The sequence below is a fragment of the Gammaproteobacteria bacterium genome (genome assembly GCA_017999615.1).
Classification (GTDB): Bacteria; Pseudomonadota; Gammaproteobacteria; order JAABTG01; family JAABTG01; genus JAGNLM01.
In genome coordinates this window covers 464364-478457 of sequence record JAGNLM010000001.1, presented here as the reverse complement: position 1 = coordinate 478457, position 14094 = coordinate 464364, and the positions used below count along the sequence as shown (strand labels likewise).

Sequence of the window (14094 nt, the reverse complement as noted above, 5' to 3'; positions counted from 1 at the left end):
CTACTCGATGATGTCACCGCGCAGCAGGAACTTGGAGAACGCCAGCGTCCCGACGAAGCCCATCATCGCGATGACGAGCGCGGCCTCGAAGTTGACCGCCCGGTCCAGGTGCACGTCGAACAACAGGATCAGCCCGATGGCATTGACGTACAGGGTGTCGAGGGCAAGCACCCGGTCGGGGAGCTCGGGACCACGCACGAGCCGCCAGAGATTGAGCAGGACGGCAATCCCCAGCATGCCGAAGGACAACGCCACCGCTAGACCGAGCATTCGAGGATCTCCTTCAGGGGCGCCTCGTAGCGCTCCTTGATCTCCGCCACGAGGGCGGGACCGTCCGCGACGTCCAGCCCGTGCACCAGGATCGTCCGCCGGTCTGCGCTGACCCTGGCGGACACTGTGCCCGGTGCCAGGGAGATGATGCTGGCCAGGGTCGCGATGGCGAGCTCGTCGGTCAGGTCGATGGGGACCTCGACGAAGGCGGGCTGCAGCTTCTCGGGGGCCCCCAGGATGAGCGCCGCAACCCGGAAGTTCGCCCGCACGATGTCCGCCAGCACGAGCCCCGCGAAACCCACCAGGCGCACCGCCCGGCAGGTCCGCCGGTGGTGCGGCCAGAAGGGCTCCACCCACCAGGAAATGACCACGGCGAACGACCCGCCCAGCACGATCTGGCCAAGGGACGTGCTGTTGACGAGCAGCAACCACAGCACCAGCAACGCGCTCGAGAGGACGGGCCTGAAGTGCCACCGGCTCACCGGACCCGCTCCCCGGAGCGCGGCCCGAGCACCGCATTCACGAAACCCGCGGGCTCGGCCAGTTGCGCCGCAGCCGCCCGGGTGAGCTCCGCGACCGGACCCGCCAGGACTGCGAACAGGAGGACCCCGGACACCAGGGCCACGGTCGGAGCGAGCGGTCCCGAGCGCCCCCCGGCCCCCACCTCCTGCCCCGGGGTTTCGCTCCGGCGCCAGAACAGGGTGCTGCCGGCACGGCCGAGCGCGACCAGGCTGAGGAGCCCCGCCCCCAACACCACCGCGAACAGCCACGGGGCCCGGGGGGAAGACACCCCCGCCTGCAGGAGGAGCAACTTGCCCAGGAATCCCCCCAAAGGCGGCAGCCCGGCCATCCCCACCGCCAGCACGACGAAGAGCACGCCGGGGACGAGCGGCCGCGCGAATGGCGCGCCGGACACCAGCGAGTCGGACGCCGACCCCCGGCGCCGGCCGATGACGTCGGCCAGCAGGAAGAGTCCGCCGGTCACCAGGGTGCTGTGCACCAGGTAGAAGAGGCTCGCCGCCCGGGCGGCGCCGGTGCCGAGGGCAACCCCGGCGAGCAGGGTACCCACCGACACGACCACCAGATACGCCACCAGCCTGCGCAGGCTCCTGCTGCCGAGCGCACCGACCGCGCCTACCGCGACGGTCGCCAGGGCGAGCGGCCAGAGCCAGGCCTCCCCCAGGCCCGCGAGTCTGCCCGCCGAGCCGCCGAAGACCAGGGTGAACACCCGGAGGATGGCGTACACACCCACCTTGGTCATGATCGCGAACAGGGCCGCGACCGGCGCCGCCGCGCCGGCGTAGGCGGCCGGCAACCAGAGGTGGAACGGCAGCAGCGCAGCCTTCAACCCGAAGACCACCAGCAGGAGCAGGCCTCCCGCCCGCGCGAGGCCCGCGTCTCCCGGGGGCAGCGCGGCGACCCGCACCGCCAGCTCCGCCAGGTTCAGGGTGCCCGTAACGCCGTAGAGCACGCCCGCGGCGATGAGAAAGAGGCTCGAGCCCACCAGATTGAGAACCACGTAGTGGAGCGCAGCGCGAGTCCGGACCGGCCCTCCCCCGTGCAACAGGAGGGTGTAGGAGGCGATGAGCAGGACCTCGAAGAACACGAACAGGTTGAACAGGTCACCGGTGAGGAAGGCCCCGTCGACCCCGAACAACTGGAACTGGAAGAGGGCGTGAAAGTGGCGTCCCTCGGCGTCCGTACCCCGGCTGGCATGCAGCAGGGCGAAGAGGGCCAGGACGGAGGTGAGCGCGACCAGCATCGCGCTCAGGCGGTCGGCCACCAGAACGATCGCGAAGGGACTGGGCCAGTCCCCCAGGGCGTAGACCCCGTAGCCGCCGTCGAGCGTCGTGCCGAGGAGCAGGAACGAGAGCGGCACCAGCGCGGCGGCGGCGGTCAGGCTGAGCCCCCGCTGCCAGGCCAGCGGCCACCCAGCCCCGAGCAGCAGGACCACGCCCGCGAAGAGCGGCAGCAGGACGGGGCCAATCACCAGATGGCTCACGGCCGCTCCCGCCCTGGGCGGCGGCGCCCGTCCACGTGATCCCCGCCGAGATCCCCGAGCGCCCGCAGGGCGAGGACCACCACGAACGCCGTCATGGCGAAACCGATGACGATGGCCGTGAGGACCAGGGCCTGCGGGAGGGGATCGGCGTAGTCCGGCGCCGCGGCGTCGATGAGGGGTGGGGAACCGGTGGACAGCCGGCCCATCGCGAACAGCACGACGTTCACGGCGTAGGAAAGCAGGGTCAGGCCGAGCACCACTGGATAGGTGCGGGCCCGCAGCAGGAGGTAGGCGCCGCACGCGGCGAGCACCCCAGCGACGACCGCGACGAGGGCCTCCATCACTCCTCCCCCGCGGTGACCCGGCCGAGAACCGCGACCCTGCCCAGGCGGGCCAGGATCAGGACCGTCGCCCCGACCACGGTCAGGTAGACGCCGAGGTCGAAGACCATGGCGCTCGCGAGCGGCACCTCTCCCACCAGGGGCAAGTGGGGGTGACCGTGCGCCGAGGTGAGAAACGGCCGGCCGAAGAACCAGCTCGCCAGTCCCGTCAGGGTGGCGGTCAGCACGCCCCACCCGATGAGCGCGGCACCGTCACCGCGCAGGCGCTCCCGCGTCCAGGCCGCTCCGCTCGCCAGGAACTGCAGGACGATGGCGGCGGCCGTGACCAACCCGGCGATGAACCCGCCGCCCGGCTCATTGTGGCCCCGCAGCAGGAGGAACAGGGACACCATGATGGCCATCGGAAGAAGGACCCGGGACAGGATGGCCGCGACCAGCGGGTAGGGGTCCCAGTCCCAGGCACGGCCGGCGACGTCGTAGGTCGGCGGCTTCAGGACGAGGCGCTCGAGCATCGCGTACACGCCGAGCGCGGCGACCCCGAGCACGGTGATCTCGCCGAGCGTGTCAAACCCGCGGAAGTCCACCAGGATGACATTGACCACGTTCGTCCCCCCACCTCCCGGAACGCTCTGGTCCACGTAAAAGCCGGACAGGGTCTCGGAGGGGCGGGTCAGCACTGCCCACGTCAGCGACCCGACGCCCCCGCCCACCCCCGCGGCAACCAGCAGGTCACGGACCCGCCGCGGGCGGGAGGACTCGCGCGGCGTGGACGGCGGCAGGAAGTACAGGGCCAGCAGGAGGAGCACGGTCGTCACGACCTCCACCGAGAGTTGCGTCAGGGCCAGGTCGGGGCCGGAGAACCGTGCGAAGCCGAGGGCGACCAGGAGCCCCACCACACTCAGGTGCACGAGGGCCACGAGACGCTCCCGGTGGCGCGCCACCGTGGCCACCGCCGCCACGATGATCAGGAGCGCTCCGAGGCCGGTCACCGGGTCCACCGGTGCGATGGGCAGCGGACCGGCCAGGGGACCGCCCTCCACCCCCAGGGCCGAGGCGACCGCGACCACCGCCCCCCCCAGGAGCCACACCAGGTAGCGCTGCAGGGACCCGTTCTCGAGGGCCGCGGTGAAGCGGCGCGCCTGCCAGGCGGCAAGACGCACGGAGCGTTCGAAGGAAGCCCGGGCGTCGATGCGCGGGAACAAGCGGTCATGGAGCCGGAACAGGTGGCGGCGAGCGGCGTACACGGCGATGCCCCCGACGAGCGCCACGAGGCTCATCGCGAACGGCACGGAGAGTCCGTGCCAGACCTTCAGGCTGTACTCCGGGAGGGGCGCCCCCACCGAGGCGGTCGCGGCCACGGCCAGCAAGGGTGCCACCGTGCCCGCAGGGAACACGCCCACCAGCAGGCAGATGGCCACCAGGACCTCCACCGGCACCTTCATGTACGCGGGCGGCTCGTGGGGGACCCTCGGCAGGTCCACGGGCTCTCCGTTGAAGAACACGTCGTGAACGAACCGGGCCGAATAGGCGACGGCGAACACTCCGGCCAGGACCGCGGCCGCCGGCAACAGCCAGTCCACCGCCGGGTGGGCCTCGAGGACCAGGATCTCGGTGAAGAACATCTCCTTGCTGAGGAACCCGTTGAGCAGCGGCACACCGGCCATCGCCGCCGCGGCGACCGTGGCCAGGCTGGCCGTGTGGGGCATGTACCGCCACAGGCCGTTCAGCCTGCGCATGTCGCGGGTTCCGGTCTCGTGGTCGATGATGCCGGCCGCCATGAAGAGCGAGGCCTTGAAGGTGGCGTGGTTCAGGATGTGGAACACCCCGGCCACGGCCCCCAGGGGGGTCCCCATGCCGAACAACAGGGTGATGAGCCCCAGGTGGCTGATGGTCGAGTAGGCCAGCAGGCCCTTCACGTCGTGCTGGAAGAGCGAGGTGTAGGCGCCGAACAGCAGGGTCGCGAGACCGGTGCCAGCCACGAGGTACACCCAGAGGTCGGTGCCCGAGAGGACCGGGAACAGGCGCGCGAGCAGGAACACCCCCGCCTTGACCATCGTGGCCGAGTGCAGGTAGGCGCTGACCGGGGTCGGCGCCGCCATGGCCTGGGGCAGCCAGAAGTGGAACGGGAACTGGGCGGACTTGGTGAAGGCACCGACCAGGACCAGCACCAACGCCGCGGGATAGAGCGGATGGGCCCGCACGACGTCGCCGGACGCGAGCACCTCGGTGAGGGAGTAGCTCCCGGTCATCTCCCCGATCAGAAGGAAACCGGCGAGCAGGGCCAGCCCTCCGCCCCCGGTGACGATCAGCGCCATCCGTGCGCCCTGGCGGGCGTCCTCCCGGTGGTGCCAGAAGCCGATGAGGAGGAAGGAGCTCAGGCTGGTCAGCTCCCAGAAGACCAGGAGCAGGATCAGGTTGTCCGCGAGCACGACGCCCAGCATGGCCCCCATGAAGAGCGAGAGCTGGGCGTAGAAGCGGCCCGTGGGCTCGCCTTCGGCCAGGTAGTAGCGGGCATACAGCACCACCAGCAGTCCGATGCCGGGAATGAGGAGAGCGAAGAGCAGCGCGAGCCCGTCCATGCGCAGGGCCACTTCGAGCCCGAGGGCGGGGAGCCAGGGCCAGCCCGCGGCCGGCGCCTGGCCCTCGAAGACCGCGGGTGCGGCGCTCACCGTCAGCCCCAGCGCTGCGGCGGCGAGACCCGCTGCCGTCCAGGCGCTCGCGTCACGCCCCCAGCGTCCCGCAAGCGCCGGCAGCCACGCGCCGAGGAGGGGGATCAGGACGATGAGCAGCAACCTCATCGCCCGCCCTCGTGGCCGACGCTGCGCGCTGACACGCCAGGCGCTCCGCTCAGGTGGCCGAACCGCGCTGACCCAGACCTTGCGCGAGGCGAACCACCAGGTAGAGCACGCCCAGCAGCAGCGCGGCCCCCACCCACGCCAGGTAGTCCAGGGGCGCCGGGGCGACCTCCTGCACGGGCAGCGAGATCAATTTCCGCACGATCACGACCAGGGCCACCTCGACGAAGGTGTCCACCGTCAGAGGGTTCCCGCGAAGGTAGCGGATCTCGGCCGAGATGAGCGCCGAGACCGTCCACAACAGCAGCAGGGTGCCGAGGGCGTGCAGGAAACCCTGCGCGAGACTGGCAGCGCGGAACGCGCGCTCCACGTCCACGACGAACAGCCAGGTGAACATCAGCACCGCGCCGGCCAACCCCAGCCCGATGAACAGGTGGGCCAGGCCGTTCAGCCTGACCATCGTGGTCATGGTCAGCCGGTGCAGTGGGCCCCAGAGCTCCGAGTCGGACATGGTCTTCTGCTGCACTTCGGTCCCCTCCCCCGCCGGTTCCCCTGGACGAGACGTCCCGTCATTCTAGCAAGCCCCGACGGCATGGAGGCGCGGCCGCGCGGCTGCGGGCACGAACGTCGGGGCCTGCTAGAATCGGGTGGTGGTGCTTCGGCCGCCTTGAATCCGCGCGACCTCGGAGACTCGGTCACGGCGGCCGGGTCCCGCCACGCCAGGGGCACTGCGCCCCGCGGCTTCTCCGGCGAGACCCGCCCCGCCCCCAAACTCCAGGGAGAGCCCAACGATGAACCAGGAAAAGGTCGCCTTCGGCTTCTTCATCATCCTGGCCCTGTCATTGAATTTCGGGTTCGTGATGGGCGATATCGACAACCCCGCCCACCACAACGTCTACGAGCTCTTCGCGGCGATCGTCGTGAGCCTGATTGCCACGGTGCTGAAGTTCGGGGACCGCACGCAGGTGGGGGCCGTGATGCTGGCGACCAGCCTGGTGGCCGACCTGGGCCTGGTGGCTGCCGCCATCGCCTGGGGCTACGCGGCGCACGTCGCGGCCGACGGCGCCGCCCCGGAAGCCGTGGCGACTGTGGTCGCCCTTGCCGGGGGGGCCCTGGTCGCCAACATCATCTCGGTCGTGCTGCTGATCATCGAGACGGTGATGCTGCGGCGCTGAGGTGGTTGGCACCGTGACCCGGGTCACTGCGTTGGTCCTGCGGCGCCTGCGCACACCGCTTCTGGCGCTCATCGTCGCCTGCGCGATCGCGGTGCTGGGCTTCGTCCTCATCCCCGGTCTGGACGACGAGGGAAATCCCTGGCACATGGATTTCCTCTCCGCCTTCTACGTCGTCACCTACACCGCGACCACCATCGGCTTCGGCGAGCTCCCATACCTCTTCACGCCGGGACAGAGGATGTGGATGACCTTCTCGGTCTACCTGACGGTCATCACCTGGTTCTACGCCCTCGGCAGCATCGTCGCGCTGATGCAGGACCCCGCGTTGCAGCGGGCCTTCCGCGAGACGAGGTTCACGCGCGCGGTGCGCCGGCTGCGTGAGCCCTTCTATCTCGTCTGCGGCTACGGTGACACCGGCAGCCTGCTGGTACGCAGCCTGGTGGAGCGCGGGCTGCGCGCCGTCGTGATCGACGTGGACCCCGAGCGCATCAGCGCCCTGCGCGTCGACGAGCTGGGCATCGACGTACCGGCCCTGACCGCAGACGCGGCCGTGCCGCGCCACCTGGTGCAGGGCGGAATGGGCCACCCGCAGTGCGCCGCGGTTCTCGCCCTCACCAATCGGGACAGGGTCAACCTGATGGTCGCCACCACGGCGAAGCTGATGGCCCCGAAGACACCGGTGATCTGCCGCGCGGAATCGGCGGACACCGCGGCCAACATGGCCTCCTTCGGCACCGACTTCGTCGTCAACCCCTTCGAGGCCTTCGCCGAGCGTCTGGCGATGGCCCTCTATTCACCGGAGACCCACGTGCTGTTCGAGTGGCTCACCGGGGTCCCCCGCTCGCATGTGGCACCGGTCATTTACCCCCCGCACGGCGTCTGGATCCTCTGCGGCTACGGGCGGTTCGGAAAGGCGCTGCGCCACCGCCTGGAGGGCGAAGGGGTCACCACGCGCATCGTCGAGGCCGAGCCCGAGAGGACCGGTTGCGCGGACTGCGTGCGGGGGCGTGGCACCGATGCCAGCACGCTGCTCGAGGCGGGCGTGAGAGAGGCCGCCGGAATCGTGGCCGGGACGGACGACGACGCCAACAACCTGTCGATCCTGATGACGGCCCAGGCCCTGAACCCGAAACTGTTCCTGGTCGCCCGCCAGAACCGCCGGGCCCACGACCAGGTGTTCCAGGCAGCGCGCACGGACCTGGTCATGCAGCGCGGACTCATCATGGGCCACGAGATCCTGGCCCTCATCACCACGCCCCTGCTCTCCCGTTTTCTCGTGCTGGCCCGCAGCCAGCCAAGGGTGTGGGCCGAGGGGCTGGTGGAACGGCTCGCCAATCTGGTCGGCGCCATGGTGCCGGACATCTGGTCGGTGCGCGTCACGGACGAGGCCGGCCCCGCGCTGACGGCCGCCCTTCGTCAGGGCAAGGACGTGCGCCTGACCCACCTGCTGCGCGACCCCAGGGATCGCAGCCAGGAACTGGCCGCCGTCCCGCTGATGCTGAGTCAGGACGGCGTCCTGCGACTCGTGCCGGACCCACAGACGAAACTTCGCGAGGGCCAGGAGATCCTGTTCGCGGGCGGGTGGGACGTCCCGGACCGGATGAGCCTGATCTCCAGCTACTGCACCACCCTCGCCTACGTCATGACCGGCGAGCAACTGGCTTCGGGGCACCTGTGGCGCTGGCTCACCGGCGTGGGCGACCAGCAGCGCTGCTAGCCCCATCGAGAAGAGAGGAGACACTTCCGTGAGACTTGCGATGCTCGGCCTCGGCCGCATGGGCGGCAACATGGCGCGGCGCCTGCTGCGGGGCGGAGTCGAGGTGGTCGGCTACAACCGCTCTCCCGCGACGGCGGAAGAGCTCGCGCGCGAAGAGGGCCTGATCCCGGCCCTGTCCCCTGCGGACGCCGTGGCCAGGCTCTCCAGCCCTCGGGTCGTGTGGCTGATGCTGCCGGCAGGCCGCGTCACCGAGGAGTACGTGGAGACCCTCGTGGACCTGCTCGAGCCGGGCGACGTCCTCGTCGACGGCGGCAATTCCAACTATCACGACACCCAGCGCCGCGCCGAGCGCGTCGCTCGGCACGGACTGCACTACGTGGACGCCGGGACCTCCGGGGGAGTCTGGGGACTGGAGAACGGCTACAGCCTGATGGTGGGGGGCGATGCCGCCGCGATCGCCGTCCTGGAGCCAGCCTTGAAGGTCCTGGCCCCGGCGCGCGACCGAGGGTGGGCCCGGGTGGGCCCCGTCGGGGCGGGACACTTCACGAAGATGGTCCACAACGGGATCGAGTACGGCATGATGCAGGCCATGGCGGAGGGTTTCGCCCTGCTGAAGGGCAAGGCGGAGTTCCAGATCGATCTCGCCCGCGTCGCCGAGGTGTGGCAGCACGGGTCGGTGGTGCGGAGCTGGCTCCTGGACCTCACGGCCGACGTCCTCTCCGCAGACGCCTCCCTGGAGGGTGTCGCGCCCGTCGTGGCGGACTCCGGCGAGGGCCGCTGGACCGCGGTGGAGTCCATCGACCAGGGGACTCCCGCCCCCGTCATCAGCCTCGCGCTCGCCATGCGCTTCGCGAGCCAAGCCCGGGGCGACTACGCCAATCGCCTGCTGGCGATGATGCGCAACGCCTTCGGCGGGCACACGGTGGAAAAGAAAAAGAAATAGCCCATGGACGAACCCTTCACGCTCATCATCTTCGGCGCCGCCGGCAATCTGGCCCGAAACAAACTGTTGCCCGCGCTGTACCACCTGGAGGCCGTGGGCAAGCTCGCCGAAGGCTCGGTGATCGTGGCTTTCGGCCGGCGCCCCTGGGACACCGAGCAATGGGCCGCCGAGGTCGAGCAGGCACTCGTGCCGCGGGTGCGCGACGGTCTGGACCCCGCGGTGTTCGAGCGGTTCCGGCAGCGGCTCCGGTACTTCCGGGGGGACCTGAGGGATGAGCAGTCGTTCCAGGGCCTGGCGCAGGCCCTGACCGAGAAACCGGGACTGCCCGACAACGTGGTCTTCTACCTCTCCATCCCGCCCGCGGAGTACGGGCCGACTGCACGGGCGCTCGCCAGGGTGGGCCTGAACCGGGAGGATGGCGGCTGGCGCCGCCTGGTGGTCGAGAAGCCGTTCGGGTACGACCTGGAGAGCGCGCAGACACTGGACCGGGCGCTGCAGAGGGACTTCGCCGAGCACCAGATCTACCGGATCGACCACTACCTCGGGAAGGAGACCGTCCAGAACGTCCTCGTATTCCGCTTCGCGAATCTCATGCTGGAACCGCTCTGGAACCGCAACTACATCGACCACGTCCAGATCACCCACGCCGAGCAGCGCGGCATCGAGGACCGCGCCGGCTTCTACGACGGCACGGGTGCCCTGCGCGACATGATCCAGAGCCACCTGCTGCAGCTCCTGACCCTGGTCGCCATGGAGCCCCCGGCGTCCCTGGAGGCCGAGAGCCTGCGGGACGAAAAGGTAAAGGTCCTGCGCTCCATCCGGCCCATCGCCGCGGGCTCGGTGCACGCCCACGCCTTCCGGGCCCAGTACGGGCGCGGGCTGGTCGAGGGGGAAAAGGTGCGGGGCTATCTCGAGGAGCCCGGGGTTCCGAGGGACAGCGCCACCGAGACCTACGCCGCGACCCGGATCTACATCGACAACTGGCGGTGGCGGGGTGTGCCGTTCTACCTGCGCACGGGCAAACGCATGGCCAGGAACACGTCCATGATTGCCATCCGCTTCCGCCATCCCCCGCAACAGCTCTTCCGCGAGACCCCGATCGAGGAGCTGACCCCGAACTGGCTGCTCGTGGGGATCCAGCCCGAACAGTGCCTGCGGGCCGAGATCCAGGTCAAACAGGCGGGCCTCGAGATGCGCACCCGCACCACCCAGTTGGACACCGGTTCCTGCGCCGTCGGGGACTACCGATTGGAGGCCTACGAGACGCTGCTACTGGACATCACCCACGGCGACCGCTCCCTGTTCCTGCGCTACGATGAAGTGCAGGGGGCCTGGAAGGTGGTCGACCCGATCCTGAAGGTCTGGTCGGTGGAGCGCGACTTCATCCAGACCTACCCCGCGGGCAGCTGGGGTCCGCGAGAGGCGAACCGCCTCTTCGAGAAGGAGGGCCAGGCGTGGAGAGGCTCGCTGCGTATCTCGGAAGAGGGTTACTCGGAGTAGGGGAATTTGACGTGACCGTAGCGGAGCACCAGCACCGCCAGGGCGAGCAACACGACCGTGCCCCCGACGGCCATCAGGCCCAACGGGCCCATGGTCTTCGAATCCAGGATCAGGTACCGGGCCAGGGCGACGATGGCGATGTAGATGGGGAACCGGACCGGCAGCCGGTGGGACTCGAAGTAGATCGCCACCATCGCGATGACCTCGAGGTAGATGAAGAGGATGAGGATATCGGCGAGGGTCACGGTCCGCGCGGACACCATCTTCGCCACCTCTTCGCCGACCGCCACCAGTGTGGCGATGACGATGAGGGCAAGCCCCAACTGCTCGACGAGCTGAAGGATGTAAACCCGCGTTCCCTTGCCTGTCCCGGTCATGGCTTTCCCCTCTCCAGATCTCTTTCATCCCGCTCCACGGCGTTGGCCGCACACCTTAGACCTGATCGGCGCCACAGTCCAACCGAACAGAGGAGGTCGACCCATGCACATGCCTGCACACCGTAGCCTCGCGATTCTCCCCCTCGCGCTCGCGCTCGCGCTCGGGCTCGGGCTCCCGGCGCAAGCCGCAGAGGTCGAACTGCCCCACGCGGGACTCACCCTCAACGGGAATCTCGAGCTCGCAGACGGCCGCAGCGTCTCCGACGGAGTGGTTCTGATCACCCACGGAACGCTCGCCCACGGGCGCATGGAGATCGCCCAGTCCCTGCAGGACCTGCTCCGGGAGCGGGGCGTCAGCAGCCTCGCCATCACCCTTTCGCTGGGAATCGACAGACGCGCGGGCAACTACGACTGCTCCGTCCCCCACACCCACCGCCATGCCGACGCGGTGAACGAGATCGCGGCGTGGGTCGGCTGGCTGAAGGCCAAGGGAGCCACGAGCGTCACCGTGCTCGGTCACTCCCGCGGTGGCAACCAGACCGCCTGGTACGCGGCCGAGCACCGCGACCCGGTGGTGAAGAAGGTGGTCCTCATCGCACCCATGACGCAGGACGCAGCCGCCACCGCCGCCAGCTACCAGAGGGGATTCAAGAAGGACGTCGGCCCGCTGGTCGAGGCGGCACGCAAGCTCGCCGCCTCGGACGCCAAAGCGATGATGAAGCCGGTGGACATCCTGTACTGCGCAGGCACCGCGGCCACCGCGGAGAGTTTCCTCTCCTATCACGCCCACGACCCCCATTTCGACACTCCGGCGCTGGTCGCGAAGACGGACGTTCCGGTGCTCGTCCTGGTGGGAGGAGCGGATGACGTTTCACCCGGCCTTGAACGAGCCTTCAGACCTGTGCTCACCCCGGGCCGGGTGGAGGTCGCCGTGGTCGACGGTGCCGACCATTTCTTCCGGGATCTGTATGCGGAGGAAATCGCAGACGCCGTGGCAGCCTTCCTCGGTAAGCCCTGAAGGCAGCGCCTGTCCTTCACCGCGCCGTGGAAATGGGGCCGGGACGGTCAGCGGGCCGCTCGGAAGAGGAGCACCTGCCCCCCGTCGTCCTGGAGCGCGAGATGGTCGCGCCGGCGCTCGAAACGGTACACGCGGGTGCAAGCCTCTCGAGGCACGTAGAGGGCCAGGCGGTCTTGCTGGGCGAGGAACGTCCCGGTCAACTGGCCGCGGCCCTGGGCCGTCAGGCGGAAGCGCTCGCCGCGAAACTCCAGCGTGTCTCCGGCCTCTCCGATCCAGCGCCCCTCGAGCGGCCCCGGCACCCGACCTGCCGTGGCCCCGCCGGGGGGTACCCCAGGCGGCGATGGGGGCGGCGCAGCACCGCTCCAGGGGTCTGGTGCCCATGAGCCGGCAGGGGCCGAATACGGCGAGAAGCCCCCTCCCAGGCTGAGGTCGGTTCCACCGGTGAAGGCGCTCCACAGCTTCATCATGGTGACGATACCCTGCACCATGGCCGCCATTTCCTGGGGACCGAGCCCCGTGGCGGGGGCCGAGCCCGCGGGTGCGATCACCAGGGTGAGGCTGAGCAGCCAGGCCCCCGATCGCCCGCCGCAGCGAGCCGTTCCCTGCCTCACTCTCAAGGGCCCCCCTCCTCGGGCAAGGCACTGGCGAGGGGACGGCCAGGCAAGCCAAGCTCCGCGACCGTCCCTCCCCCTTCCCTCGAACCGAGCGTCAGCCGCCAGCCATTCGCGTCCGACAGTTGGCGGGCGATGGCAAGGCCGAGCCCACTCCCGCCGGTGTCGGTGCTGCGCGACCGTTCGAGCCGGTGAAACGGCCGGAAGACTGCTTCCCGCTCCTCCTCCGGGATTCCGGGTCCCCGATCGAGGACTCGCACGGCCGCCCCGTCGGTGCCGCACTCCAGCTCGACCGTGACCAAGAGCCCCATACCGTACCGCAGGGCGTTCCCCATCAGATTGTCCAGAATCCGCCGGAGCGCCGTCACGTTCACGCTCTGACGGCAGGGTGGCCCGGGAGTCCAGCCCACGGCGCCCCCGACCTGCCGCGCCCCCTCCACCACCGCCTGCACCACCTCGTTCAGGTCCACGGCCTCGCGCTCGCCCGCTGCAAGGTCGTGCGCCAGCTCGAGTGCGACGCCGATCAGGCGGTTCATCTCCTCCAGGTCCCTCGCCATCCCCTGCACGAGCTCCGAATCCACCTCCTCTGGCAACATCTCGATGGCGACCCGAAGGCGCGCGAGCGGGGTCCGCAGATCGTGACTGATCCCCGCCAGCAGGGTCGTGCGGTTGGCGAGCAACTCGCGCACCTGGAGGGTCATCCGGTTGAACTGCCGTATCAACGTCACCAACTCCGTCGGTCCCTGCTCGGGCAGCCGCTCGGGCTCCAGCCCCTTCCCGAGACTCTCCACGGCCGCCGAGAGCCGCTCCAGGGGCCGGCTGATCCGGCTGGCGAGGGTCATCGCCGTCACCAGCACGAGACCGGCACTCGCGGCGAGCACGCTGATCAGCGCGGTGGGGACGTGCGTCCCGGTCCGGTTCTCGGGAAACCCCACGCGCACCCCACCTGCAGGGTCATCCATCTCCAGCCAGTACCAGCGCCGTCCGTCCTCGGCCGTGCTCATCCGCAAGGCCGTGGGCACCCGGGTACGGGCCTGCACGGCCGCCTCCACCAGCGCCGGGAAGGGCCGGTAGGCCGGGCGCTCGATCAGGGGGGCGGACGCATCCGTCACCGCCACGTCGTGGCCCCGCAGCACCTCGGCCGCGTAATGCTCCCTGTCCGCCGGCGGCAGCGACGACCAGGCGCGCCCGGTCAGCAGCAGGAAGGTGGCCAGGTCCTCCGCCGCCTGCCGAGCGACGGGCACCTGGACGTAATGGACGACCGCCGCGAATGCGAAGAACGCGAAATAGAGAAACGCGACCATCAGAGTGACCGCGGTCTTGCCGAACAGCGTCCCGGGCACCC

14 protein-coding genes are annotated in these 14094 nt (G+C 69.9%); 5 read left to right on the top strand and 9 right to left on the bottom strand.

The features are described from left to right. From KA217_02050 to KA217_02025, 6 genes are read right to left on the bottom strand one after another with little or no spacing between them, the layout of a single operon-like run. Entirely contained in the window at positions 1 to 270 is a 270-nt protein-coding gene (locus tag KA217_02050; GenBank protein MBP7711238.1) for a K+/H+ antiporter subunit F, read from the bottom strand. Continuing rightward, positions 258 to 752, bottom strand: a complete 495-nt coding sequence (locus KA217_02045) for a Na+/H+ antiporter subunit E (protein MBP7711237.1) — start codon at positions 750 to 752, stop codon at positions 258 to 260. The genes KA217_02050 and KA217_02045 overlap by 13 nt, the downstream gene beginning before the upstream one ends. Further along, entirely contained in the window at positions 749 to 2272 is a 1524-nt protein-coding gene (locus KA217_02040) for a monovalent cation/H+ antiporter subunit D (protein MBP7711236.1), read from the bottom strand. Before KA217_02040 ends, KA217_02045 begins: the two co-directional genes overlap by 4 nt. Next, positions 2269 to 2613 carry a Na+/H+ antiporter subunit C gene (locus KA217_02035; protein MBP7711235.1) on the bottom strand — a complete coding sequence of 115 codons (345 nt, stop codon included), beginning with the start codon at positions 2611 to 2613 and terminating at the stop codon, positions 2269 to 2271. The genes KA217_02040 and KA217_02035 overlap by 4 nt, the downstream gene beginning before the upstream one ends. After that, complete coding sequence (locus tag KA217_02030) at positions 2613 to 5411, bottom strand: monovalent cation/H+ antiporter subunit A (GenBank protein MBP7711234.1); 2799 nt, start codon at positions 5409 to 5411, stop codon at positions 2613 to 2615. Before KA217_02030 ends, KA217_02035 begins: the two co-directional genes overlap by 1 nt. Before the next feature lie 49 nt (positions 5412 to 5460). Further along, entirely contained in the window at positions 5461 to 5919 is a 459-nt protein-coding gene (locus KA217_02025) for a phosphate-starvation-inducible PsiE family protein (GenBank protein ID MBP7711233.1), read from the bottom strand. Positions 5920 to 6199: 280 nt separating this feature from the next. Between KA217_02025 and KA217_02020 the strand changes: the two genes are divergently transcribed. The 4 genes from KA217_02020 to KA217_02005 are packed head-to-tail and all read left to right on the top strand — an operon-like array spanning position 6200 to position 10743. Continuing rightward, complete coding sequence (locus KA217_02020; GenBank protein MBP7711232.1) at positions 6200 to 6583, top strand: hypothetical protein; 384 nt, start codon at positions 6200 to 6202, stop codon at positions 6581 to 6583. Between the two features lie 13 nt (positions 6584 to 6596). After that, a complete protein-coding gene (locus KA217_02015; protein MBP7711231.1) occupies positions 6597 to 8300 on the top strand; it encodes an NAD-binding protein in 1704 nt (567 codons plus the stop codon). A 28-nt stretch (positions 8301 to 8328) separates the two neighbouring features. Then, positions 8329 to 9243 carry a decarboxylating 6-phosphogluconate dehydrogenase gene (gene gnd, locus KA217_02010; protein ID MBP7711230.1) on the top strand — a complete coding sequence of 305 codons (915 nt, stop codon included), beginning with the start codon at positions 8329 to 8331 and terminating at the stop codon, positions 9241 to 9243. A 3-nt stretch (positions 9244 to 9246) separates the two neighbouring features. After that, a complete protein-coding gene (locus KA217_02005) occupies positions 9247 to 10743 on the top strand; it encodes a glucose-6-phosphate dehydrogenase (protein MBP7711229.1) in 1497 nt (498 codons plus the stop codon). Here KA217_02005 and KA217_02000 read toward each other — a convergent pair. After that, positions 10731 to 11120: a phosphate-starvation-inducible PsiE family protein gene (locus KA217_02000; protein ID MBP7711228.1), complete on the bottom strand. Its 390-nt coding sequence runs from the start codon at positions 11118 to 11120 to the stop codon at positions 10731 to 10733. The genes KA217_02005 and KA217_02000 overlap by 13 nt on opposite strands. Positions 11121 to 11223: 103 nt before the next feature. Between KA217_02000 and KA217_01995 the strand changes: the two genes are divergently transcribed. Continuing rightward, a complete protein-coding gene (locus tag KA217_01995; protein MBP7711227.1) occupies positions 11224 to 12138 on the top strand; it encodes an alpha/beta hydrolase in 915 nt (304 codons plus the stop codon). A 47-nt stretch (positions 12139 to 12185) separates the two neighbouring features. On the opposite strand, the gene KA217_01990 is transcribed toward KA217_01995, so the two are convergent. Then, positions 12186 to 12755, bottom strand: a complete 570-nt coding sequence (locus KA217_01990; protein MBP7711226.1) for a hypothetical protein — start codon at positions 12753 to 12755, stop codon at positions 12186 to 12188. After that, a complete protein-coding gene (locus tag KA217_01985; GenBank protein MBP7711225.1) occupies positions 12752 to 14092 on the bottom strand; it encodes a HAMP domain-containing protein in 1341 nt (446 codons plus the stop codon). Before KA217_01985 ends, KA217_01990 begins: the two co-directional genes overlap by 4 nt. Between the last annotated feature and the right edge of the window lie 2 nt (positions 14093 to 14094).